This window comes from Nocardia cyriacigeorgica NBRC 100375 (assembly GCF_000308555.1).
GTDB lineage: Bacteria > Actinomycetota > Actinomycetes > Mycobacteriales > Mycobacteriaceae > Nocardia > Nocardia cyriacigeorgica.
In genome coordinates, this window is record NZ_BAFY01000092.1 from 1 (window position 1) to 17,478 (window position 17,478).

16 protein-coding genes are annotated in these 17,478 nt (G+C 69.1%); 6 read left to right on the forward strand and 10 right to left on the reverse strand.

Annotated elements, in window-relative coordinates; translation table 11 throughout:
* Positions 1-1,702: arabinosyltransferase C-terminal domain-containing protein (locus RJ05_RS08800; protein ID WP_036535387.1), on the forward strand; the 1,702-nt coding region annotated here is incomplete at its 5' end.
* 110 nt (positions 1,703-1,812) lie between these two features.
* On the opposite strand, the gene RJ05_RS08805 is transcribed toward RJ05_RS08800, so the two are convergent.
* Positions 1,813-2,742 carry an ADP-ribosylglycohydrolase family protein gene (locus RJ05_RS08805; RefSeq protein WP_036535390.1) on the reverse strand — a complete coding sequence of 310 codons (930 nt, stop codon included), beginning with the start codon at positions 2,740-2,742 and terminating at the stop codon, positions 1,813-1,815.
* 107 nt (positions 2,743-2,849) lie between these two features.
* Positions 2,850-3,755, reverse strand: a complete 906-nt coding sequence (rarD, locus tag RJ05_RS08810; RefSeq protein WP_036535392.1) for an EamA family transporter RarD — start codon at positions 3,753-3,755, stop codon at positions 2,850-2,852.
* A gap of 94 nt (positions 3,756-3,849) precedes the next feature.
* On the opposite strand from rarD, the gene RJ05_RS08815 reads away from it, so the two are divergent.
* The gene (locus RJ05_RS08815; RefSeq protein WP_036535395.1) at positions 3,850-6,273 is read left to right on the forward strand and encodes a cation-translocating P-type ATPase; all 2,424 of its coding nucleotides are present in this window, start codon (positions 3,850-3,852) and stop codon (positions 6,271-6,273) included.
* Between the two features lie 55 nt (positions 6,274-6,328).
* On the opposite strand, the gene RJ05_RS08820 is transcribed toward RJ05_RS08815, so the two are convergent.
* Complete coding sequence (locus tag RJ05_RS08820; protein ID WP_036535397.1) at positions 6,329-6,796, reverse strand: VOC family protein; 468 nt, start codon at positions 6,794-6,796, stop codon at positions 6,329-6,331.
* 93 nt (positions 6,797-6,889) lie between these two features.
* Complete coding sequence (locus RJ05_RS08825) at positions 6,890-7,777, reverse strand: hypothetical protein (protein WP_373365054.1); 888 nt, start codon at positions 7,775-7,777, stop codon at positions 6,890-6,892.
* A gap of 172 nt (positions 7,778-7,949) precedes the next feature.
* On the opposite strand from RJ05_RS08825, the gene lspA reads away from it, so the two are divergent.
* The 3 genes from lspA to RJ05_RS08840 are packed head-to-tail and all read left to right on the forward strand — an operon-like array spanning position 7,950 to position 10,351.
* On the forward strand, positions 7,950-8,651 hold the full coding sequence (gene lspA / locus RJ05_RS08830; RefSeq protein ID WP_085996185.1) for a signal peptidase II: 702 nt from the start codon (positions 7,950-7,952) through the stop codon (positions 8,649-8,651).
* A complete protein-coding gene (locus RJ05_RS08835; RefSeq protein WP_036535400.1) occupies positions 8,648-9,574 on the forward strand; it encodes an RluA family pseudouridine synthase in 927 nt (308 codons plus the stop codon). Before lspA ends, RJ05_RS08835 begins: the two co-directional genes overlap by 4 nt.
* A 51-nt stretch (positions 9,575-9,625) precedes the next feature.
* Positions 9,626-10,351: a hypothetical protein gene (locus RJ05_RS08840; protein ID WP_306306383.1), complete on the forward strand. Its 726-nt coding sequence runs from the start codon at positions 9,626-9,628 to the stop codon at positions 10,349-10,351.
* A gap of 31 nt (positions 10,352-10,382) precedes the next feature.
* Here RJ05_RS08840 and RJ05_RS08845 read toward each other — a convergent pair whose 3' ends face one another.
* From RJ05_RS08845 to RJ05_RS08865, 5 genes are all read right to left on the reverse strand, one after another.
* Positions 10,383-11,897: a flavin-containing monooxygenase gene (locus RJ05_RS08845; RefSeq protein WP_036535403.1), complete on the reverse strand. Its 1,515-nt coding sequence runs from the start codon at positions 11,895-11,897 to the stop codon at positions 10,383-10,385.
* Entirely contained in the window at positions 11,894-12,814 is a 921-nt protein-coding gene (locus RJ05_RS08850; protein WP_036535406.1) for a ferritin family protein, read from the reverse strand. Before RJ05_RS08850 ends, RJ05_RS08845 begins: the two co-directional genes overlap by 4 nt.
* A 1-nt stretch (position 12,815) precedes the next feature.
* The gene (locus tag RJ05_RS08855) at positions 12,816-13,691 is read right to left on the reverse strand and encodes an SDR family NAD(P)-dependent oxidoreductase (RefSeq protein ID WP_036535408.1); all 876 of its coding nucleotides are present in this window, start codon (positions 13,689-13,691) and stop codon (positions 12,816-12,818) included.
* A gap of 1 nt (position 13,692) precedes the next feature.
* On the reverse strand, positions 13,693-14,691 hold the full coding sequence (locus tag RJ05_RS08860; RefSeq protein ID WP_051016365.1) for an alpha/beta hydrolase: 999 nt from the start codon (positions 14,689-14,691) through the stop codon (positions 13,693-13,695).
* A 161-nt stretch (positions 14,692-14,852) separates the two neighbouring features.
* Positions 14,853-15,674, reverse strand: coding sequence for a PhzF family phenazine biosynthesis protein (locus RJ05_RS08865; protein ID WP_036535411.1), 822 nt, complete (start codon positions 15,672-15,674; stop codon positions 14,853-14,855).
* Between the two features lie 180 nt (positions 15,675-15,854).
* Here RJ05_RS08865 and RJ05_RS08870 point away from each other — a divergent pair, with 180 nt between their 5' ends.
* A complete protein-coding gene (locus RJ05_RS08870) occupies positions 15,855-16,439 on the forward strand; it encodes a maleylpyruvate isomerase family mycothiol-dependent enzyme (protein ID WP_036535414.1) in 585 nt (194 codons plus the stop codon).
* A 48-nt stretch (positions 16,440-16,487) separates the two neighbouring features.
* Here RJ05_RS08870 and RJ05_RS08875 read toward each other — a convergent pair.
* A partial coding sequence (locus tag RJ05_RS08875) for an AMP-binding protein (protein ID WP_036535417.1) occupies positions 16,488-17,478 on the reverse strand: 991 nt, incomplete at its 5' end.

Genomic DNA, 17,478 nt, shown 5'->3' on the forward strand with positions numbered 1-17,478 from the left:
CCTGATGTTCCTGTGCCTGCTGGTGTGTGTGGTCACGATGCTGCGCCGCGGCGGCCATATCCCCGGCACCGCGGCGGGGCCGTCGCGGCGCATCATCGGCATCACCTTCGGCGCCATGGTGCTGATGATGTTCGCGCCGACCAAGTGGAACCATCAGTTCGGCGTGTTCGCCGGGCTGGCCGCGTGTGTCGCCGCGCTGGCCGCGGTCGCGGTGAGCGCGAAGGTGATGCGCCCGGTGCGCAACCGGGCCCTGTTCGCGGCCGCGGTCTTCTTCACCCTGGCGATGAGTTTCGTTGCCGCCAACGGCTATTGGTACGTCTCGTCGTGGGGTATCCCGTGGTGGGACAAGCCGCCGTCGTTCGCCGGTTTCGGATTCTCCACCTTCATGATGGGCCTGACGGTGCTCGCGCTGGCGGTCGCCGCGTGGTTCCACATCCGTCCCGGAACCGAGCCCGCACCCGGGTCAACGGCCGGACGCCTCGCCCGCACACCGGTGCTCATGATCGTGGCCGCTGCCATGGTGGTGTTCGAGGTGGCGTCCTTCGCCAAGGCGGCGGTCTCCCAGTACCCGGCCTACTCGCTGGCGAAATCGAATATCGCCGCGACCTTCTCCGATGGCTGCGGCCTGGCCGACGACGTACTGGTCGAGCCGGATCCCAACGCCTCGATGCTGCGCCCGCTGTCCGGTGATTCCGCCGCCGCGCTCGCGGGCACCGAATCCACCGGGTTCACGCCCAACGGTGTGGCCCCCGTGCTGGTGTCGGAGGAGTTGGAAACCAGTACCGGCCGGGCCAATACGGTGTCGTCGGACCCGGACGAGATCCGGGACGCGGCGGCCTCGGCCGGTTCGACCTCGGACACCTCCACCGGTAGCGGCGTGAACGGCAGCAGCGTGCCGCTGCCGTTCGGGCTGGACCCGGCCACCACGCCGATGCTCGGCACCTACAGCCCGGACGAGCAGGTTCCGGCCGCCCTGACCACCGACTGGTATCGGCTGCCCGACGCGGTCGACGGCAGCCGCGGCGACATCATCGCCATCGCGGTCGCGGGCCGGATCCGGTCCGTCGACGCCGACGGGATCGAACGGCCCGGCCAGCGGCTCGAACTCGAATACGGCAGCACGCGACCCGACGGCAGCGTCGCCCCGCGCGGGATGATCCTGCCGCTGGATGTCGGCCCGGCACCGGTGTGGCGCAATCTGCGCGTCCCGCTGGACCAGCTGCCCGGCGACGCCGATGTGGTGCGCCTGGTCGCCGAGGACAAGGATCTCGGCGCCGACCAGTGGCTGGCCGTCACCCCGCCGCGCGTTCCGCGGACGACCACGGTGACCGAACTGCTCGGCTCGCAGACCCCGGTGCTGCTGGATTGGGCGGTCGGACTGAACTTCCCGTGCCAGAACCACCTGCCCACCCGCTACGGCGTCTCCGAACTGCCGCAGTACCGGATCCTGCCCGACCGTAACGGCGCCTCCATCACCACCATGTGGCAGGCCCACGACGGTGGCGGCCCGCTCGGCTGGACCCAGTTGCTGTTCACCGCCCGCACCCTGCCCGCGTATCTGGATCAGGACTGGGACAGGGATTGGGGTTCGATCGAGCAGTTCATTCCGGTGGATCCCGACGCCGAGGCCGCGCGCATCTCGGTGGAGCAGGTCCGGCGCTCGGGCACCTGGACGCCAGGGCACATCATCACTTCGTACTGAGCCCGATTGCGGTGGTCCACGCCTTGCCCGCCGCAATCACTCGTCGACTCGTGTGATCCGGCGGGGCACCAGTCTCAGTGGCGGGTCCGCACACGCTGTCCCGCAGGCAGCTAATCCGCGTTCTTCGCGACGATCCGATGCGCCAGCGCGACCAGGTCGTTGCCGGTCAGCCCCGGGTACCCGTGCAACATCTCGCGCCACTGCGCCGGCACCGCCGACGCACCCCACCGCGCGCCGAGCAGCGCCCCCGCGATAGCGGCCGTGGTGTCGGTGTCGTTGCCCGCGCGCACGCACTGTTCCAGCGCGCGTGAGAGGTGTTCGGGCCCGGACTGGTCGGTGGTGGTGATGGCCCACCACGCGGTCTGCAAGGCGTGCACCACCCAGCCGTTCTTCGGGAAGTCCTGCGGGGTACCGGTTTCGGCTTGATCCAGCAGCGGGGTCCAGTAGTCGGCGGACGGGCAGGAGGCGACGTAGTCGCGCACGCCGTCGAAATTCGCCTCCAGGATCGCGTGCCGGATGGCGTGACTCCAGATCTTGCAGGCCTCGACGGCTTGCTGGTCGTGATGGGTGAGCAGCCCGATCGCGCCTGCCGCCTTCGCGCATTCGACCGGATCGGCGAGATAGGCGAGTGCGACCGGACCGGTGCGCATGAGCGAGCCGTTGCCGCCGGTCAGTCCGGGCAGTGACATGGCCACCGCCTGCATGCCGCGTGCCGAGGCCGGGCGCGCACCGAGCACCTTCGAGGTCTGCACGCCGACGTCGGGCGGCTGCGAATCCCACCACGCCATGAATCCGGCGGCCACCTCGTCGAGATCGATGCCGCGGTCGGCCTTGTCCGCGGCCAGCGCGATGACCACCGCCATGGAGGTGTCGTCGGTCCACTGGCCGGGTGCCCAGCCGAACATGCCGCCGCCGACCATGTCGATCACCTGGTCGGCGCTCGGATAGGTGAATTCGTAGCCGGCGCCGAGCGCGTCTCCGGCCGCGCTGCCGAGCAGTGCGCCGGCCGCCCGGTCCAGGTGCGCGTCATCCAATATCACTGATACCCCTTGTCACAGAAAAATCCCCTGGTCACAGGGCATTCGAGGTCGATTCGACGGCAGAATGTAACCCACTCGCGCCGGATCCGCTGGCCTTCTGTGCGCGATCACAGCGGGCGGTCGGTGGGCACCTGCTCGATCCGCCGCCGGCCACGAACCAGCGCATGCACCGTGAACACCGCCAGCGCCGCCCAGATGAGCGCGAAACCGGCCCAGCGCGAGGCAGGCATCGGCTCACCGGCCACCGCGACGCCCCACGCCAACTGCAAGGCTGGCGTCAGATATTGCAGAATCCCCATGGTCGACAGCGGAACCCGTTGCGCGGCCACCGCGAACAGCAGCAGCGGCACCAGCGTGACCGGCCCGGTCGACATGAGCAACGCGGTATCGGAGAAACTGCCACCGAAGCTGCCCTGTCCGGTGACGGCGAGCACGACCACGAACACCAGGGCGAACGGCGCCGCGATCAGGCCCTCGGCCGCCACTCCGCGCAGCGCGTCCAGCGGGATCACCTTCTTCACCAGCCCGTAGACGGCGAACGAACACGCCAGGGTGAGGGCGATCAGCGGCGGGCGCCCGTAGTCGACGGTGAGCACCGCGACCGCCGAAGCGCCGAGCCCGAGCGCCACCCACTGCGCGGCGGCCAGCCGTTCCCGGAAGATGATCACCCCGAACGCGACCGTCACCAGCGGGTTGATGAAATAGCCGAGCGCGCACTGCACCACCTGCTCGGAGATCACCCCGTAGACGTAGACACCCCAGTTCAGCGAGATCGCCGCCGACGCCGCGGCCGCGTACCGCCAGGTGCTCGCCGTGATCCGGCGCAGCTCGCCCAGCCTGCCCACCGCGAGCAGCACGATGAGCACCACCACGAGCGTCCAGAGAATGCGTTGCGCGAGCACCTCTGTGGCCGAGGCGAAGGCCAGCAGCCCGAAGAAGGCCGGGAACGCGCCCCACGACGCGTACGCGCCGACGCCGAACGCCACACCCGGAATCGATTCGGTCCGCCGCACTCGTCCGACGCTACCTGCGCGACCCCACACCAGCTGCTTGCCATCGGTGGCCGGTGACCGCGTGCGCCCCTCGCCGTCGCTTAGGCTGGCAGCCATGTCGATATCCGTGCAGGCGCCGCGTTCGACCGGGTTGACCGCTGCCGAGGTGGACGAACGTCGTCGTGACGGGCGCACCAACGATGTGCCCGACCGGGCCAGCCGTTCGGTGCGCGATATCGTCCGCGCCAATGTCTTCACCAGGATCAACGCGATCCTCGGTGTGCTGTTCGTGCTGGTGATGGCGACCGGTTCGGTGATCGACGGCATGTTCGGGCTGCTCATCGTGGCCAACAGCGCGGTCGGCATCATCCAGGAGATCCGCGCCAAGCGCACCCTCGATCAACTGGCCATCGTCAGCCAGGCCAAGCCGACGGTGCGCCGCGACGGGCGTTCCGAGCAGATCGCACCCAAGGACGTGGTGCTCGACGAGCTGATCGAACTCGGTCCTGGCGATCAGATCGTGGTCGACGGCGAGGTGGTCGAATCGGAGTTGCTCGAGGTCGACGAGTCGCTGCTCACCGGCGAAGCCGATCCGGTGCACAAAGAGCTGGGCGCGCAGGTGCTCTCGGGCAGCTATGTGGTGTCCGGTTCCGGCGCCTACCGCGCCACCAAGGTGGGCCGCGACGCGTATGCGGCCAAGCTGGCCGAGGAGGCCAGCAAGTTCACTCTGGTCAATTCCGAACTGCGCAACGGCATCAACACCATTCTCAAGGTCATCACCTACCTGTTGATCCCGGCCGGCGCGCTGATCATCTACAACCAGTTGTTCTCCAGCGGCCAGTCGTGGCGGCCCGCGGTCACCGGCATGGTGGCGGCGCTGGTGCCGATGGTGCCCGAGGGCCTGGTGCTGATGACCTCGATCGCGTTCGCGGTCGGTGTGGTGCGGCTGGGCCGGCGCAAATGCCTGGTGCAGGAGCTGCCCGCGATCGAGGGCCTGGCCCGCGTCGATGTGGTGTGCGCGGACAAGACCGGCACGCTCACCGAGAACGGGATGCGGCTGGCCGATCTCGCGCTGCTCGACGGCGGCGACGACGCCGAGATCCGCCGCGCGCTCGCGGCCATGGCCGGTGACGATCCACGCCCCAATGCCAGCGTGCAGGCCATCGCCGAGGCGCTGCCCGAGCGGCCGGACTGGACCTACACCGCCGTCGCACCGTTCTCCTCGGCCAAGAAGTGGAGCGGTTTCTCCTACGGCGAGCACGGCAACTGGCTGCTCGGCGCCCCCGATGTGCTGCTCGATCCCGGGTCCGAGGATGCCCGCACCGCCGAGGAACTCGGGTCGTCGGGGTTGCGGATCCTGTTGCTGGCCACCAGCGATCGCGCTGTCGACGCACCCGACGCGCCGGGCGTCGTCACCCCGGCCGCGCTGGTGGTGCTCGAGCAGAAGGTGCGCCCGGACGCCCGCGACACCCTCGACTATTTCGCGAGCCAGGATGTCGCGATCAAGGTCATCTCCGGCGACAACGCGGTGTCGGTCGGCGCGGTGGCCGCCTCGCTGGATCTGCCCGGCGGTGACCATGCCGTTGACGCGCGCGGGCTGCCCGAGGACCGGGACGCGCTCGCCGATGTGCTGGACCGTCAGACCACCTTCGGCCGGGTGCGCCCGGATCAGAAGCGCGCCATGGTCGGTGCGTTGCAGTCGCGCGGGCACACCGTCGCCATGACCGGGGACGGCGTCAACGATGTGCTGGCGCTCAAGGACGCCGATATCGGCGTCGCCATGGGCTCGGGCAGTCCCGCCACCCGCGCGGTGGCCCAGATCGTGCTGCTGGACAACAAGTTCGCGACCCTGCCGTATGTGGTGGGTGAGGGCCGCCGGGTGATCGGCAATATCGAGCGCGTCTCGAATCTGTTCCTCACCAAGACGGTGTACTCGGTGCTGCTGGCGTTCCTGGTCGGCCTGGCCGGTGCCGGGTCGCAGATCTTCGACTACGAGCCGATCGGCTATCCGTTCCTGCCGCGGCATGTCACCATCGCGGCCTGGTTCACCATCGGCATTCCGGCGTTCATCCTGTCGCTGGCGCCCAACAACGAGCGGGCCAGGCCGGGTTTCGTGGGGCGGGTGATGCGGTTGGCGATCCCGTCCGGTGTGGTGATCGGCGTGGCCACCTTCGTCGCGTATCTGATCGCGTACGCGGGACCGGAGGCCACCGAGGAGCAGACCGTGCAGGCCGGCACCACCGCGCTCATCACCTTGATCATGATCGCGGTGTGGGTGCTGGCCATCGTGGCCCGGCCGTACGTGTGGTGGAAGGTGGTGCTGCTCGGCGCCTCGGTGCTGGCCTACCTGCTGCTGTTCACCATCCCGTTCACCCGGGAGTTCTTCAAACTCGACCCGTCCAACGTCGGGCTCACCACCGCCGCCGTGATCTGCGGTGTGGTGGGCATCGTGCTGGTCGAGGCCGCCTGGTGGGTCACCGCGTCACTGCGCGATGAGGAGCACAAGCTCATCCCGGCGTCCCCGGGCGGGGCCGCCTGAGCGAGGCGTGGGTCCTGGCTGCGGGGCGTCACCCGCAGCCAGGATCACCCGGCTGTCAGGACGCTCCGGTGAACTCGGCCATCCGCCGCTCCATCTCGTCGGGGGCGACGTCCTCGACATGGGTGGCGACGGTCCACTGGTGGCCCCACGGATCGGTGAAGCTACCCGTGCGGTCGCCGTAGAACTGGTTTTCCATCGGCATGAGCTCGGTGGCGCCCGCCGCGATGGCCGCGGTGAAGGCGGCATCGGAATCGGGGACGTAGATGTTGAAGTTGACCGGCGTGCCGCCGACGGTCTTGGGGTCGAGGAACTTCATCTCCGGCGCCGGATCGCCGAGCATGATCACCGAATCGCCGACCAGCAGTTCACAGTGCGCGATCTTGCCGTCCGGTCGCGGCATGCGCATGCGCTCGGTGGCGCCGAAGACCTTTTTGTAGAACTCGATCGCTTCGGCCGCGCCGTCCACGGCGAGGCCGGGGGACAGGCGCGGGTAGCCCTCGGGAATCGGGGAGACATCGGACATCGCAAGACCTCCTGGTCTCGATCGGTTGTCGGACGGGTTCGAGCCTATGCCCGGGCACCGACAGACATCCGCCGATCGCGAGATCCCGCGGCCCTATTCGCCCCAGGACACCCGTGTGCTGATGGTCTGGCGCAGCAGCGTGTCCGTGCGCGCATCGCGGTAGGACTGGTGCCCGCCGATATCGATCGCCCCCGACACCGGCAGCGGCAGGCCCAGATCGACGATGATGGTGCCCGCACCGGTCATCGCGTAATCCTCGATCTGCAAGGTGCCCGCGTCATTGGGCAGATTCCAGGTCCGCGATTTCGGCGTCTGGGCCACGGTCAGATCGATGGTGAGCCGGTTGCCGTCGCGTGCGGTCAACGTCGCCGTCGTCACCTCCAGGGCCACCCCGCCGGTGACCTCCTGGCGCACCGTCCACACCGCGCCCACACCCACCGGATCGTCCGGGAAGGTGATCGACTGGTACACCGCCTGATAGAACGCCTGCTCGATGGCCGCGCGCGCGGAGTTCGAAGTATCCGGCGAGGGAGCCAGCCGCAGCGCGGTGATCGCGCCGAGCTCGCTCATGTCCAGGCCGGCATGCGAGCCGTCGGCGGCGGTCAGCGCCTGCGACAGCGCCGGGTCGGGGGTGGTGACGGCGCCGAGGGTGAGGTCGACGTCGGAGTCGTGCGTGCGGGCGGTCAACGGGATGGTCAGCGCCGGATGCGAGAAGTCGCGCGGCGGCTGCTCGTTGATCTGCTGCTGGATGCGGTGATCGGTGCGCAGCGTCACCTCCTGCACGGTGCCGTCTGGGAAACCGGCCCGCAGTGCGCCGCGCGGCTCGTCGCCGGGCGACTCGACGGTGGCCACGGCGGCGGCGATCGGCACCGTCACTTCACGCCCGATGCCCAGCGGCTCGGTGCCCTCGACGTCCGCGGACGGCTCGGCGCCGTCGCTGCACCCGACACCGAACGCCGACAACCCGACCGCGAGCACCATGATCAGCACTCCGGAACGGCCGATCCGGGGTGCGTGGGGAGAAGACAACACCGTCACGAGCAACAGAGTACGACCGGTTCCTGAGTGTCAGCTGGGACATGCGGGCAGCGCAGGCTGAGGATCGGCTGGGACACCGCGGTGCCCGCGGCACAGCCCGCTCCCGCCTCGAGAGATGATGGTCGGCGTGAGTGACGACCGGCCACCCGAGCCAAGCACCGCCGAGCAGCCCCCCGCGGGCCCGGCCCGCCCACCGCAGCGACTGCGGCTGTTGCTGGTGATCGCGGCGGTGTTGTTCGCCCTCGACCTGCTCACCAAGGTCATCGTGGTCGCCACGCTGACCCCCGGCGAGCCGGTGTATCTCATCGGCGACGTCGTCCGGTTGAGCCTGGTGCGCAACCCGGGTGCGGCGTTCTCCATGGCAACCGGCATGACCTGGCTGCTGACGCTGGTCGCGGCCGCGGTGGTGATCGGTGTGATCCGCATCGGCCGCACCCTGCGTTCGCTGTGGTGGGCCATCGGTCTGGGCATGGTCCTCGGCGGTGCGCTCGGCAATCTGGTGGATCGGCTGTTCCGTTCGCCGGGCCCGTTGCAGGGCCATGTGGTCGATTTCGTCGCCGTGGGCTGGTGGCCGGTCTTCAATGTCGCCGATTCGGCCATCGTGTGCGGCGCGATCCTGCTCGTGGTGCTGACGGTGTTCGGATTCGAGCCCAATGGCGCCAGGGTCGGTCGCGAGAAGGCGGCGAGCGAAGCAGCGGAAGCCAATCCGGGAAACACCGAGAACACAGTGACTACCGAGAAGAACGACACGATCGGGAAGGCCGAGGACGCGGCGAACACCGAGAACACCGGGGCCGGCGAGGGGAGCGCGGCGTGAGGGAAACCAGGACCATGCCGGTGCCCGACGGGCTCGACGGCATGCGGGTCGACGCCGGCCTGTCGCGGCTGTTGGGGCTGTCCCGGACGGCGGTGGCGGCGCTGGCCGAAGAGGGTTCGGTGCAGCTCGACGGTGTCGCCGCGGGCAAATCGGATCGGCTGACCGCGGGCGCCTGGCTCGAGGTGGTGTTCCCCGAACCCAAACGCGAACTCACCATCGAGGCCGAACCGGTGGACGGGATGAAGATCCTCTACGCCGACGACGACATCGTCGCGGTGGACAAACCCGTGGGCGTGGCCGCGCACACCGGTGTCGGCTGGTCCGGGCCGACGGTGGTGGGCGGGCTGGCCGCTGCCGGTTACCGCATCTCCACCTCCGGCGCGCACGAACGTCAGGGCATTGTGCACCGCCTCGACGTCGGCACCTCCGGGGTGATGGTGGTCGCCCAGTCCGAGCACGCCTACACCGTGCTCAAGCGCGCGTTCAAGCAGCGCACCGTGGACAAGCGCTATCACGCACTGGTGCAGGGACATCCGGATCCCAGCAGCGGCACCATCGACGCCCCGATCGGCCGGGCGCGCGGCAACGACTGGAAGTTCGCGGTCACCGCCGACGGCCGCCCCAGCGTCACCCACTACGACACGGTGGAGGCGTTCCAGGCGGCGAGCCTGCTCGACATCCATCTGGAAACCGGCCGCACCCATCAGATCCGGGTGCATTTCTCCGCGATCCGCCATCCCTGCTGCGGTGACCTCACCTACGGCGCCGACCCCCGCCTGGCCGAACGCCTCGGTTTGCAGCGGCAGTGGCTGCACGCGCGTTCGCTGGGTTTCCAGCATCCCGCCGACGGCAGGTATCTGGAGATCACCAGCGAGTACCCGGCGGACCTGACGCACGCCCTGGACGTGCTCCGCAATGCGTGAGAGCCGGTCGCGCGGCGCCGGAGACGACCGTCGCCGGAGGATGTGCTGACCGTGCCCGGTGAGCCAGATTCCGGCCCGCGCGACGACGCCGGGGACGCCCCCGTCCTGCGGTCCACGCGCACCATGCGCGCGATGTTCGCCGCGGTCGCCGGGGTGGTCGTGGTCGTGCTGATCGCCGTCGGCGCCATGCAGCCGCCGCGTTCGGAGGGCGTGTCCACGGATCGGCTCGGCCCCGAGCAGGGTGAGTCGGTGGCGGACTACCTTGCGCGAGCACGGGATTCGCTGAGCGGCACCGATGTCGCCGAGCACTGGGCGCTGGTGTCGTTCACTGAATACCAGACCCCGCAACGCCTTCCGGAGCTCGCGGGCGGGCTCCGGATCGGCCGCGTGCTCTACCAGGTGCCGCTGCCGCGCGTGCAGACGCAGCTGGTGACGGTGCAGGTTCCGGCGACCGAGGAGGTTGTGCTGCGCTCCGCCGAAGACGCCGCCTGGCAGCTGCTCGACCGGCTGCGCCGCGGCTCCGTCGACGAGCGCACCGAGAAGATCATCACCGTCTCGGCCGCCAGGCTGCGCGACGGCTGCGCGTGCGCGGTGGGCCTGGTCGTGCGCGGCACCCTGGATCAGCTGCGAAACCTCGCCGCGCGCAACGGCATCCTGGCAGTGCAGGCCCTACCGGCGGACGCGGTCGCCGGCGCCTTCGCGGTGGTGCCGCTGCTGCCCGACGCCACGGGTGTCGTCGGTCCCGCGCCCGACGACGGTCCGGTCCCCGAGCGGTAGGACTCGAGACCCGTGCCGGTTCCGGCCGGATCTATCCGGCCCGTGCCCCACTCGCCGCGAGCGCCCGAGCCGCCACGCGCGGGGTGAGCACATAGTCGTCGAGGTCCACCTCGGCGAGCTCACGCACATACTGCGTGCCGAATCCCGGATACATCGTCGCGTTGAACCCGTCCTCGGTGAGATACCAACTCCGGCAGCCGGAGTTCCAGGTCGTCGCGGCCAGCCGTCGTTGCAGCCGGGCGTTGTAGCGATCCTGGCGTTCCCGGTCGACTTCCATCGCACGCAGGTCCCGGTGCAACAGCACTCCGATGGCCTCGGTGATGTAGTCGATCTGGGCTTCCATGTACACCAGCGCCGAGTTGTGCCCCGGTCCCGAGTTCGGGCCGAAGGTGAGGAACATATTCGGATAGCCCGCCACCGCGACGCTCTTGTAGGCGTAGGCGCCGCGGCTCCATTCCTCGCCGAGTTTCCGGCCGCCGCGCCCGGTCACCGGAATCGGCGCGCCCGCCTTGGACACGTCGAAGCCGGTGGCGAAGACGACGCAGTCGGCGCTGTGCACGATGCCCTCGGCGGTCTGGATGCCTTCGGGCACCAGGCGCACGATGGGCCAGGTGATCAGTTCGCAGTTGTCGGCTTGTAGCGCCGGGTAGTAGTCGTTGCTCATCAGCAGCCGTTTGCAGCCGGCCCGGAAGTCCGGGGTGAGCTGGCGACGCAACCACGGGTCGTGGACTTGGGCCCGCAGATGCAGCCGCGACACCTGCTCGACGACCCGGGTGAGCGGGCTGTTCCACACCACGCCGAGCGCCACCGATTCGTGCCCCCAGAACCATGCCTCCCGCGCCAGGGTCTGAGCGAGCGGGAGCCGCCGATACAGCTGCTTGGTCGCGGCCGTGGTGCTGCGGTTGACCCGCGGCAGCACCCAGCCGGGCGTGCGTTGGAACACCGTCACCGAACCGGCCTGTTTCACCAGTTCCGGCACGATCTGCACCGCGCTGGCACCGGTTCCGACCACGGCCACCTTCTTGCCGGTGAAGTCGTAGCCGTGATCCCAGCGGGCGCTGTGGACCTTGTGTCCGGCGAAATCGTCCAGGCCGTCGATATCCGGGAAGCTGGCATTGGACAGTGGGCCGGAGGCGATCACGACCGCGCGTGCGCGCAGCGGGCGCTTGCGGCCGGTGATGGCGATGGACCACAGGCCGGCGTCCTCGTCGAATTCCAGGCCCGCGACGTTGTGGCCGAATCTGATGGAGGGCCGTATCCCGAACTCGTCGACCATGTTTTCGATGTAGCCCAGGATCTCCGCGCTGCCCGAATAGGTCTGCGACCACTCCGGATTCGGCGCGAAACTGTAGGAGTACAGCCGCGACGGAATATCGCACGCCGCTCCGGGATAGGTGTTGTCCCGCCAGGTGCCGCCCACCCTGGTGTCACGTTCGAGCACCGCGACGTTCGTGACGCCGCGCTGACGCAACCGGATCGCCACCCCGATCCCGGCGAAACCCGCTCCGATGACCGCCACATCCAGTGGCTGTGCCGCCGCGCTCATGCGACCGGCTCGTGGGTCAGCGCCTTCGACCACGTGGGCTGTTCGGCGAAGTAGCGTTCGGGGATGCGGCCGGTCACCTTGACCAGGGTGTCGGCGACCAGGTGGTACGGGTGATCGCGATTGATCACCCAATCGCTGTGCATCTTGACCAGCCGGTACATGGGCAGCCGGTTCACGATCGGGGCCCGTTCGCCGACGGCCTTGAACCGGGCCATCGCCGCGTACAGCTTGTCCTCGGATACGCCCATCTCCACGATGTTGTCGCGCATCTTGTTCAGCAGCGGGAAGTAGCTCAGCGCGCCGACGATCAGCGACGGCTTGGCCCAGCCGCCGATGAAGTCGATGGCCAGTTTGCGCGCGGTGGCGTGCCCGAGCAGCTCCATCACCGCGTAATCGGTGGCCAGATGCCGGGATTCGTCGGCATTGATCTTATTGAACACCTCTTGGGCGACGGGGTCCTTGATCTCATCGGTGACGAATTTGATCAGCGCGCCGTCCAGCGCCACTTCCAGCATCGGGATCACGGTGCCGAGGAACGACAGCGACATGCCGTCGGCGTGCTTGTCCAGGAAGTCGATCACCAGCTTGACGTTGATGTTCGGTTCCGGCATCTCGTCGCCGTCGAGCATGCCCCAGCGCCGCATCAGGGCCAGTTCGGCGTTGGCGTGGCGCTGTTCCTCGGCATGGAAGTAGCGGTAGATCTCCTTCAGGGTGTCGGTGGGCGCCTTCTTGGCCATGGCGGCGAAACCGCGGGCGCCGACGTTCTCGATCCACATCAGATCGGACATGAAGGGCTTGAGCTTGCCCCACAGTTCGGGGTCGATCTCCTCGGCGCCGGGAGCGTCCCAGTCGATATCGGCCAGGGCCCACTGCTTGGCCTTGATCTTGGTGAGCATGTTGTCGAAGTCGAATGCCATGTCAGGCTCCTGTGGTATCGGAGTTCGGCTCGGTCGCGGCCGCATCCCCTTGGGGCAGTAAGCGATTGAGCAAACCGAGCGCGTGGGCGTAGGTGGCGGGAAAGGTGCGTTTGAGCTGCCAGACCAGCCGGGCGTCCAGCTGTGGCAGCACGTAGAGGCGGCCGTGGTCGAGTGCGTCGAGGGCGCCCGCGGCGACGCGTTCAGGGGAGAACCCGGTCCAGCGCATCAGCTGATCGGCCAACCGCGACGGCCCCGAGGTGATCCGGCCGTCGGCGACCACATTGGTTTTGACGAAGGTCGGGCACAGCGCCGTCACCGCGACGCCGCTGCCCGCCAATTCGGCGTACATCGTTTCGGTCAGCGACAGCACCGCGGCCTTGGAGGTGTTGTACACCGCCATTCCGGGAGCGGCCGCGAAGCCCGCGGCCGAGGCGACGTTGACGATGCCGCCGCGCCCCGCGGCGCGCAGGCGTGGTGCGAAGATCTCGCAGCCGTGCACCACGCCCCACAGGTTGATGCCGATTGCCCAATCCCAGTCGTCGAAACCGATATCGCCCACGGGTTTTCCACCGATGCCGACCCCGGCGTTGTTCACCACCACCGTCGGCGGACCCGCGAAGACCTCCTCGGCGAAATCGGCCAGGCGCAGCACATCCGCGCGCTGGGCGACGTCGCAGAAGAAGGCATGCGCGGGACGGCCGTGGTGCCGCTCGATCAGCCGGACGGTCTCATCGGCGCGATCTTTGTCGATATCGGCGCACACCACCTCACCGCCGCGCGCGGCGAGTTCGAGGGCGAAGGCCCGGCCGATGCCGCTGCCGGCTCCGGTGACCACCGCCTTCGCATCGCGCGTGCGGTCGGTGCCGAACGGCCACATCTCAACTCACCCACTCACGGATCGGTGCGTTCGCCTGCGCCAGCGTCTCGGTGACGAAGCGCGCGGCGCGGCGCAGCGCCGGCGTCGCCTCGGGCACGATCAGCGGCAGCGCCTGGAAGACATGGATGCGGCCGGGCCACAGTTCCAACTCGCACCTATTGCCGGTCGAGGTAGCCATGTCGTGCAGCTGACGGGCGTCGTCGGCGAGCATCTCCCCGGCCGCGGCCTGCACGAACAGTGGCGGCAGCGTGGCATCGGGCGGGATGGTCAATCGCAGCCGCGTGGAATCGGCGGGCTCGTCGCCGGTGTAGAGCCGGATCATCCGGCGTCCGACCGGCGCCGGGGCCATCGGATCGGGGCGGCGCCGGTCCAGCGTTTCGGCCGCGGTCAACGTCAGGTCCATCAGCGGCGAGAACATGAAGGCCCCTGCGGGCTGCGCCATCGCGGTCCGGGAGTTCTCCAGCAGCAGATCGAGGGTGAGGTGGCAGCCGGCCGAGTCGCCGCCCATCACGATGTTCGCTGCCGCGTACCCGTTGGCCAGCAGCCACCGGTAGCCGGCGGCAACGTCGTCGGCGGCGGCGGGGAAGCGGTGCTCGGGAGCGAGCCGGTAGTCGACGACGAAGACCGGCAGCCCGGTCTCCTGCGACAGCCGCGAGGCCAGCCCGCGGTGGGTGCGCGCCGAGCAGATCACATACCCACTGCCGTGCACGTAATAGATCACCTGCTCGCCGAGCGGCACCCCGGGCGCGCGCACCATCTCGCCACGCACCCCGGCCGCTCGCACCGGGATCGTCGTGGTCCCGCGCAGCGGCGGTCCTCCCGCCGCCATCACCGTCGCGATCAGGCCGCGACCTGCGCCTATGCCCCATCGGGTCGGCGGTAGGAGGCCGTTGATCTGCCGGATGCTCAGTACCGATCCGGTCGCCGCGAGGCGGGTCCGTATGGACGCCGAACGCGGAACCGGGCGTCGCAAAGTCGCCGTTGACTCCGTTGTCACCATGCGCCAAGCATCAGCGCTCAATGCGCCATTTGTCAATGGCACATTCGTGGCCGCTGCTATATCGGGGGCCGGCATCCCGTCATCGGGTCCGTCCAGAGCGACCGTGCAAAAACCGTGATCCCGTCACGGCGGGCGAGGTCGGATCGAGGCCTCTGCGTCGCTCAGCTGTCGGGCAGGGTGACCACTCCATCGAGGTAACGCCGGCACCGCCCGATCAGCAGTACCCGGCCGCCGACGAGTTCGGTACGCAGCAGCCCGCCGCGGCGAGAGAGCTGCCGGGCCGTCATCGTGGTGCGCCCGAGTTCGCGGCTCCACAGCGGAACCAGCTGCGCGTGCGCCGAGCCCGTCACCGGGTCTTCGGGCACGCCGACACCCGGGCCGAAGAACCGGGAGACGAAGTCGACCTCGGCACCGCGAGCGGTGACGATGGCGCCACGCGGCAGCGGCGGAAATCGGTCCAGCGCCGGACGCAGCGCACGCACCTCCTGCTCACTGCCGACCACGATGACCGCGTCCGCGCCGGTATAGGCGCGCACCGGCCGCACGCCGAGCGCCGCCACCAGCACCGGATCGGGTTCGGTCTCGAAGGAGGGCACCACGGGCAGGTCGAGGACGTACTCGTCGTCATCGGTGCGGTCGACGTGCAGCCAGCCGCTGCGGGTATAGAAGCTGACCCGGTCGGCGCCGGGCTGGATATCGGTGAGGATCTGCGCGGCGGTCGCCAGCGTCGCGTGCCCGCACATGTCCACCTCCACCCGCGGGGTGAACCAGCGCAGGTGAAAGGCGGGCCATTCGCCGGGCGGCGGACCCGCCTCGGCCGGTAACCCGGGGGTGTAGAAGGCCGTTTCGGCGAGGTTGTTCTCCTCGGCCAGGTGTTGCAACAGCGCATCGGGCAGCCAGTTCGGCAGCGGCATCACCGCAGCCGGGTTACCCGAGAACGGTGCGTCGGCGAACGCGTCGATCTGATGCAGCAGAACCTCCATGCGCAAGAAGGTACTCCAACTCTGAATAACCGCTTCGCGCAAGGTATCTCGGAGCCTCGCCAGGTCATGCGTCCACTTGGGGCCGAGCCGGCGGACGGCGCCGATACCGGGCCGCCGATGATTCCGGCCGCCGCGCGCCGTCGATATCGGTGACACCCCTGCGAACCGGGAGAGCCGACGATGGACCCTGACCTGATCTCGACGTGGTTGCGTGCGGAACGGCTGGCCTTCGCCGACTTCTTCGACGAACTGACCGACGACGAATGGCAGCGCGAATCGCTGTGCCCCGGCTGGACCATCCACGATGTCCTCGCCCACATCACCTCGGTCGACACCCTCGGGTCGACCCTCGCGGGTCTGGTCCGGGCCAGGGGCAACTGGGATCGGATGAACGCCGACGCCGCACGCCGGGTGTCGGCGCGCTACTCACCCGCCGAGCTGATCGCGCGGTTGCGGGCCTCGGCGGGGTCGTCGCGGCGCTCACCCGGCGCCGCGCCCGCCGACCCGCTGGTCGACATCATCGTGCACCAACAGGACGTGGCCCGCCCGCTCGGACGCGCCATGCACACCCCGCCGGAACGGGTCGTCGCGGCGTTGGATCATGTGCTGGCAAGCCGGTTCTACGGTGCCCGGAAACGGCTGCGTGGCCTGCGGCTGACCGCGACCGACGCGGACTGGTCCTCCGGCGACGGACCTGAGCAAGTGCGCGCTCCGGCCATCGACCTGTTGTTCCTGGCGACCGGCCGCGACTTGTCCCGGACCTGACGGCGGACCCGATCCCCCTCATGGACCGGGTCCGCCCATTCCAGGGGATTACCCGCGCGCGATGGACTCGAACACGGTCGGGTCGACCAGGGTGGAGGTGTCGCCGAGTTCGCGGCCCTCGGCGACATCGCGCAGCAGCCTGCGCATGATCTTGCCGCTGCGGGTCTTCGGCAGCTCCGGCACGATGTGGATGTCGCGCGGCCGGGCGATCGGGCTGATCTGCTGGGACACTTCGGCCTTCAGCTGTGTGATCAGCGCGTCGCGGTCCTGCTCGCCGGTTCCCGCCTCGGCGGTGAGGATGGCGAAGGCGACGATGGCCTGGCCGGTGGTGGCGTCGCTGGCGCCCACCACGGCCGCCTCGGCCACGGCGCTGTGGGAGACCAGCGCCGATTCCACTTCGGCGGTGGAGATGCGGTGGCCGGAGACGTTCATGACGTCGTCGACGCGGCCGAGCACCCACAGGTCGCCGTCGGCATCCAGCCGCGCGCCGTCACCGGCGAAGTACCAACCGGATTCGCGGAAGCGATCCCAGTAGGTCTCCTGGAATCGTTGCGGATCGTTCCAGATACCGCGCAGCATCGACGGCCACGGCTGCTCGAGCACGAGCAGGCCCGAGCGGTCGCGGCCGAGTCCGGCGCCGTCGTCGTCGACGACGCGGGCGGAGATGCCCGGCAGCGGAGTCATGGCCGCGCCGGGTTTGGTGGCGGTGACGCCGGGTAGTGGGGAGATCATGATCGATCCGGTCTCGGTCTGCCACCAGGTGTCGACGATGGGTGCGCTGCCGGAGCCGATGACCTCGCGGTACCACCGCCATGCTTCGGGGTTGATCGGCTCGCCGACCGAGCCGAGCACCCGGATCGAGGACAGATCATGGGCGTCCGGGATCTGCCTGCCCCACTTCATGAAGGTACGGATCAACGTCGGAGCGGTGTAATAGATGCTCACCCCGTACTTTTCGATGATCTCGAAATGCCGGTGCTCGTCCGGTGAGTTGGGGGTGCCTTCGTAGACGACTTGGGTGGCGCGGTTGGCGAGGGGG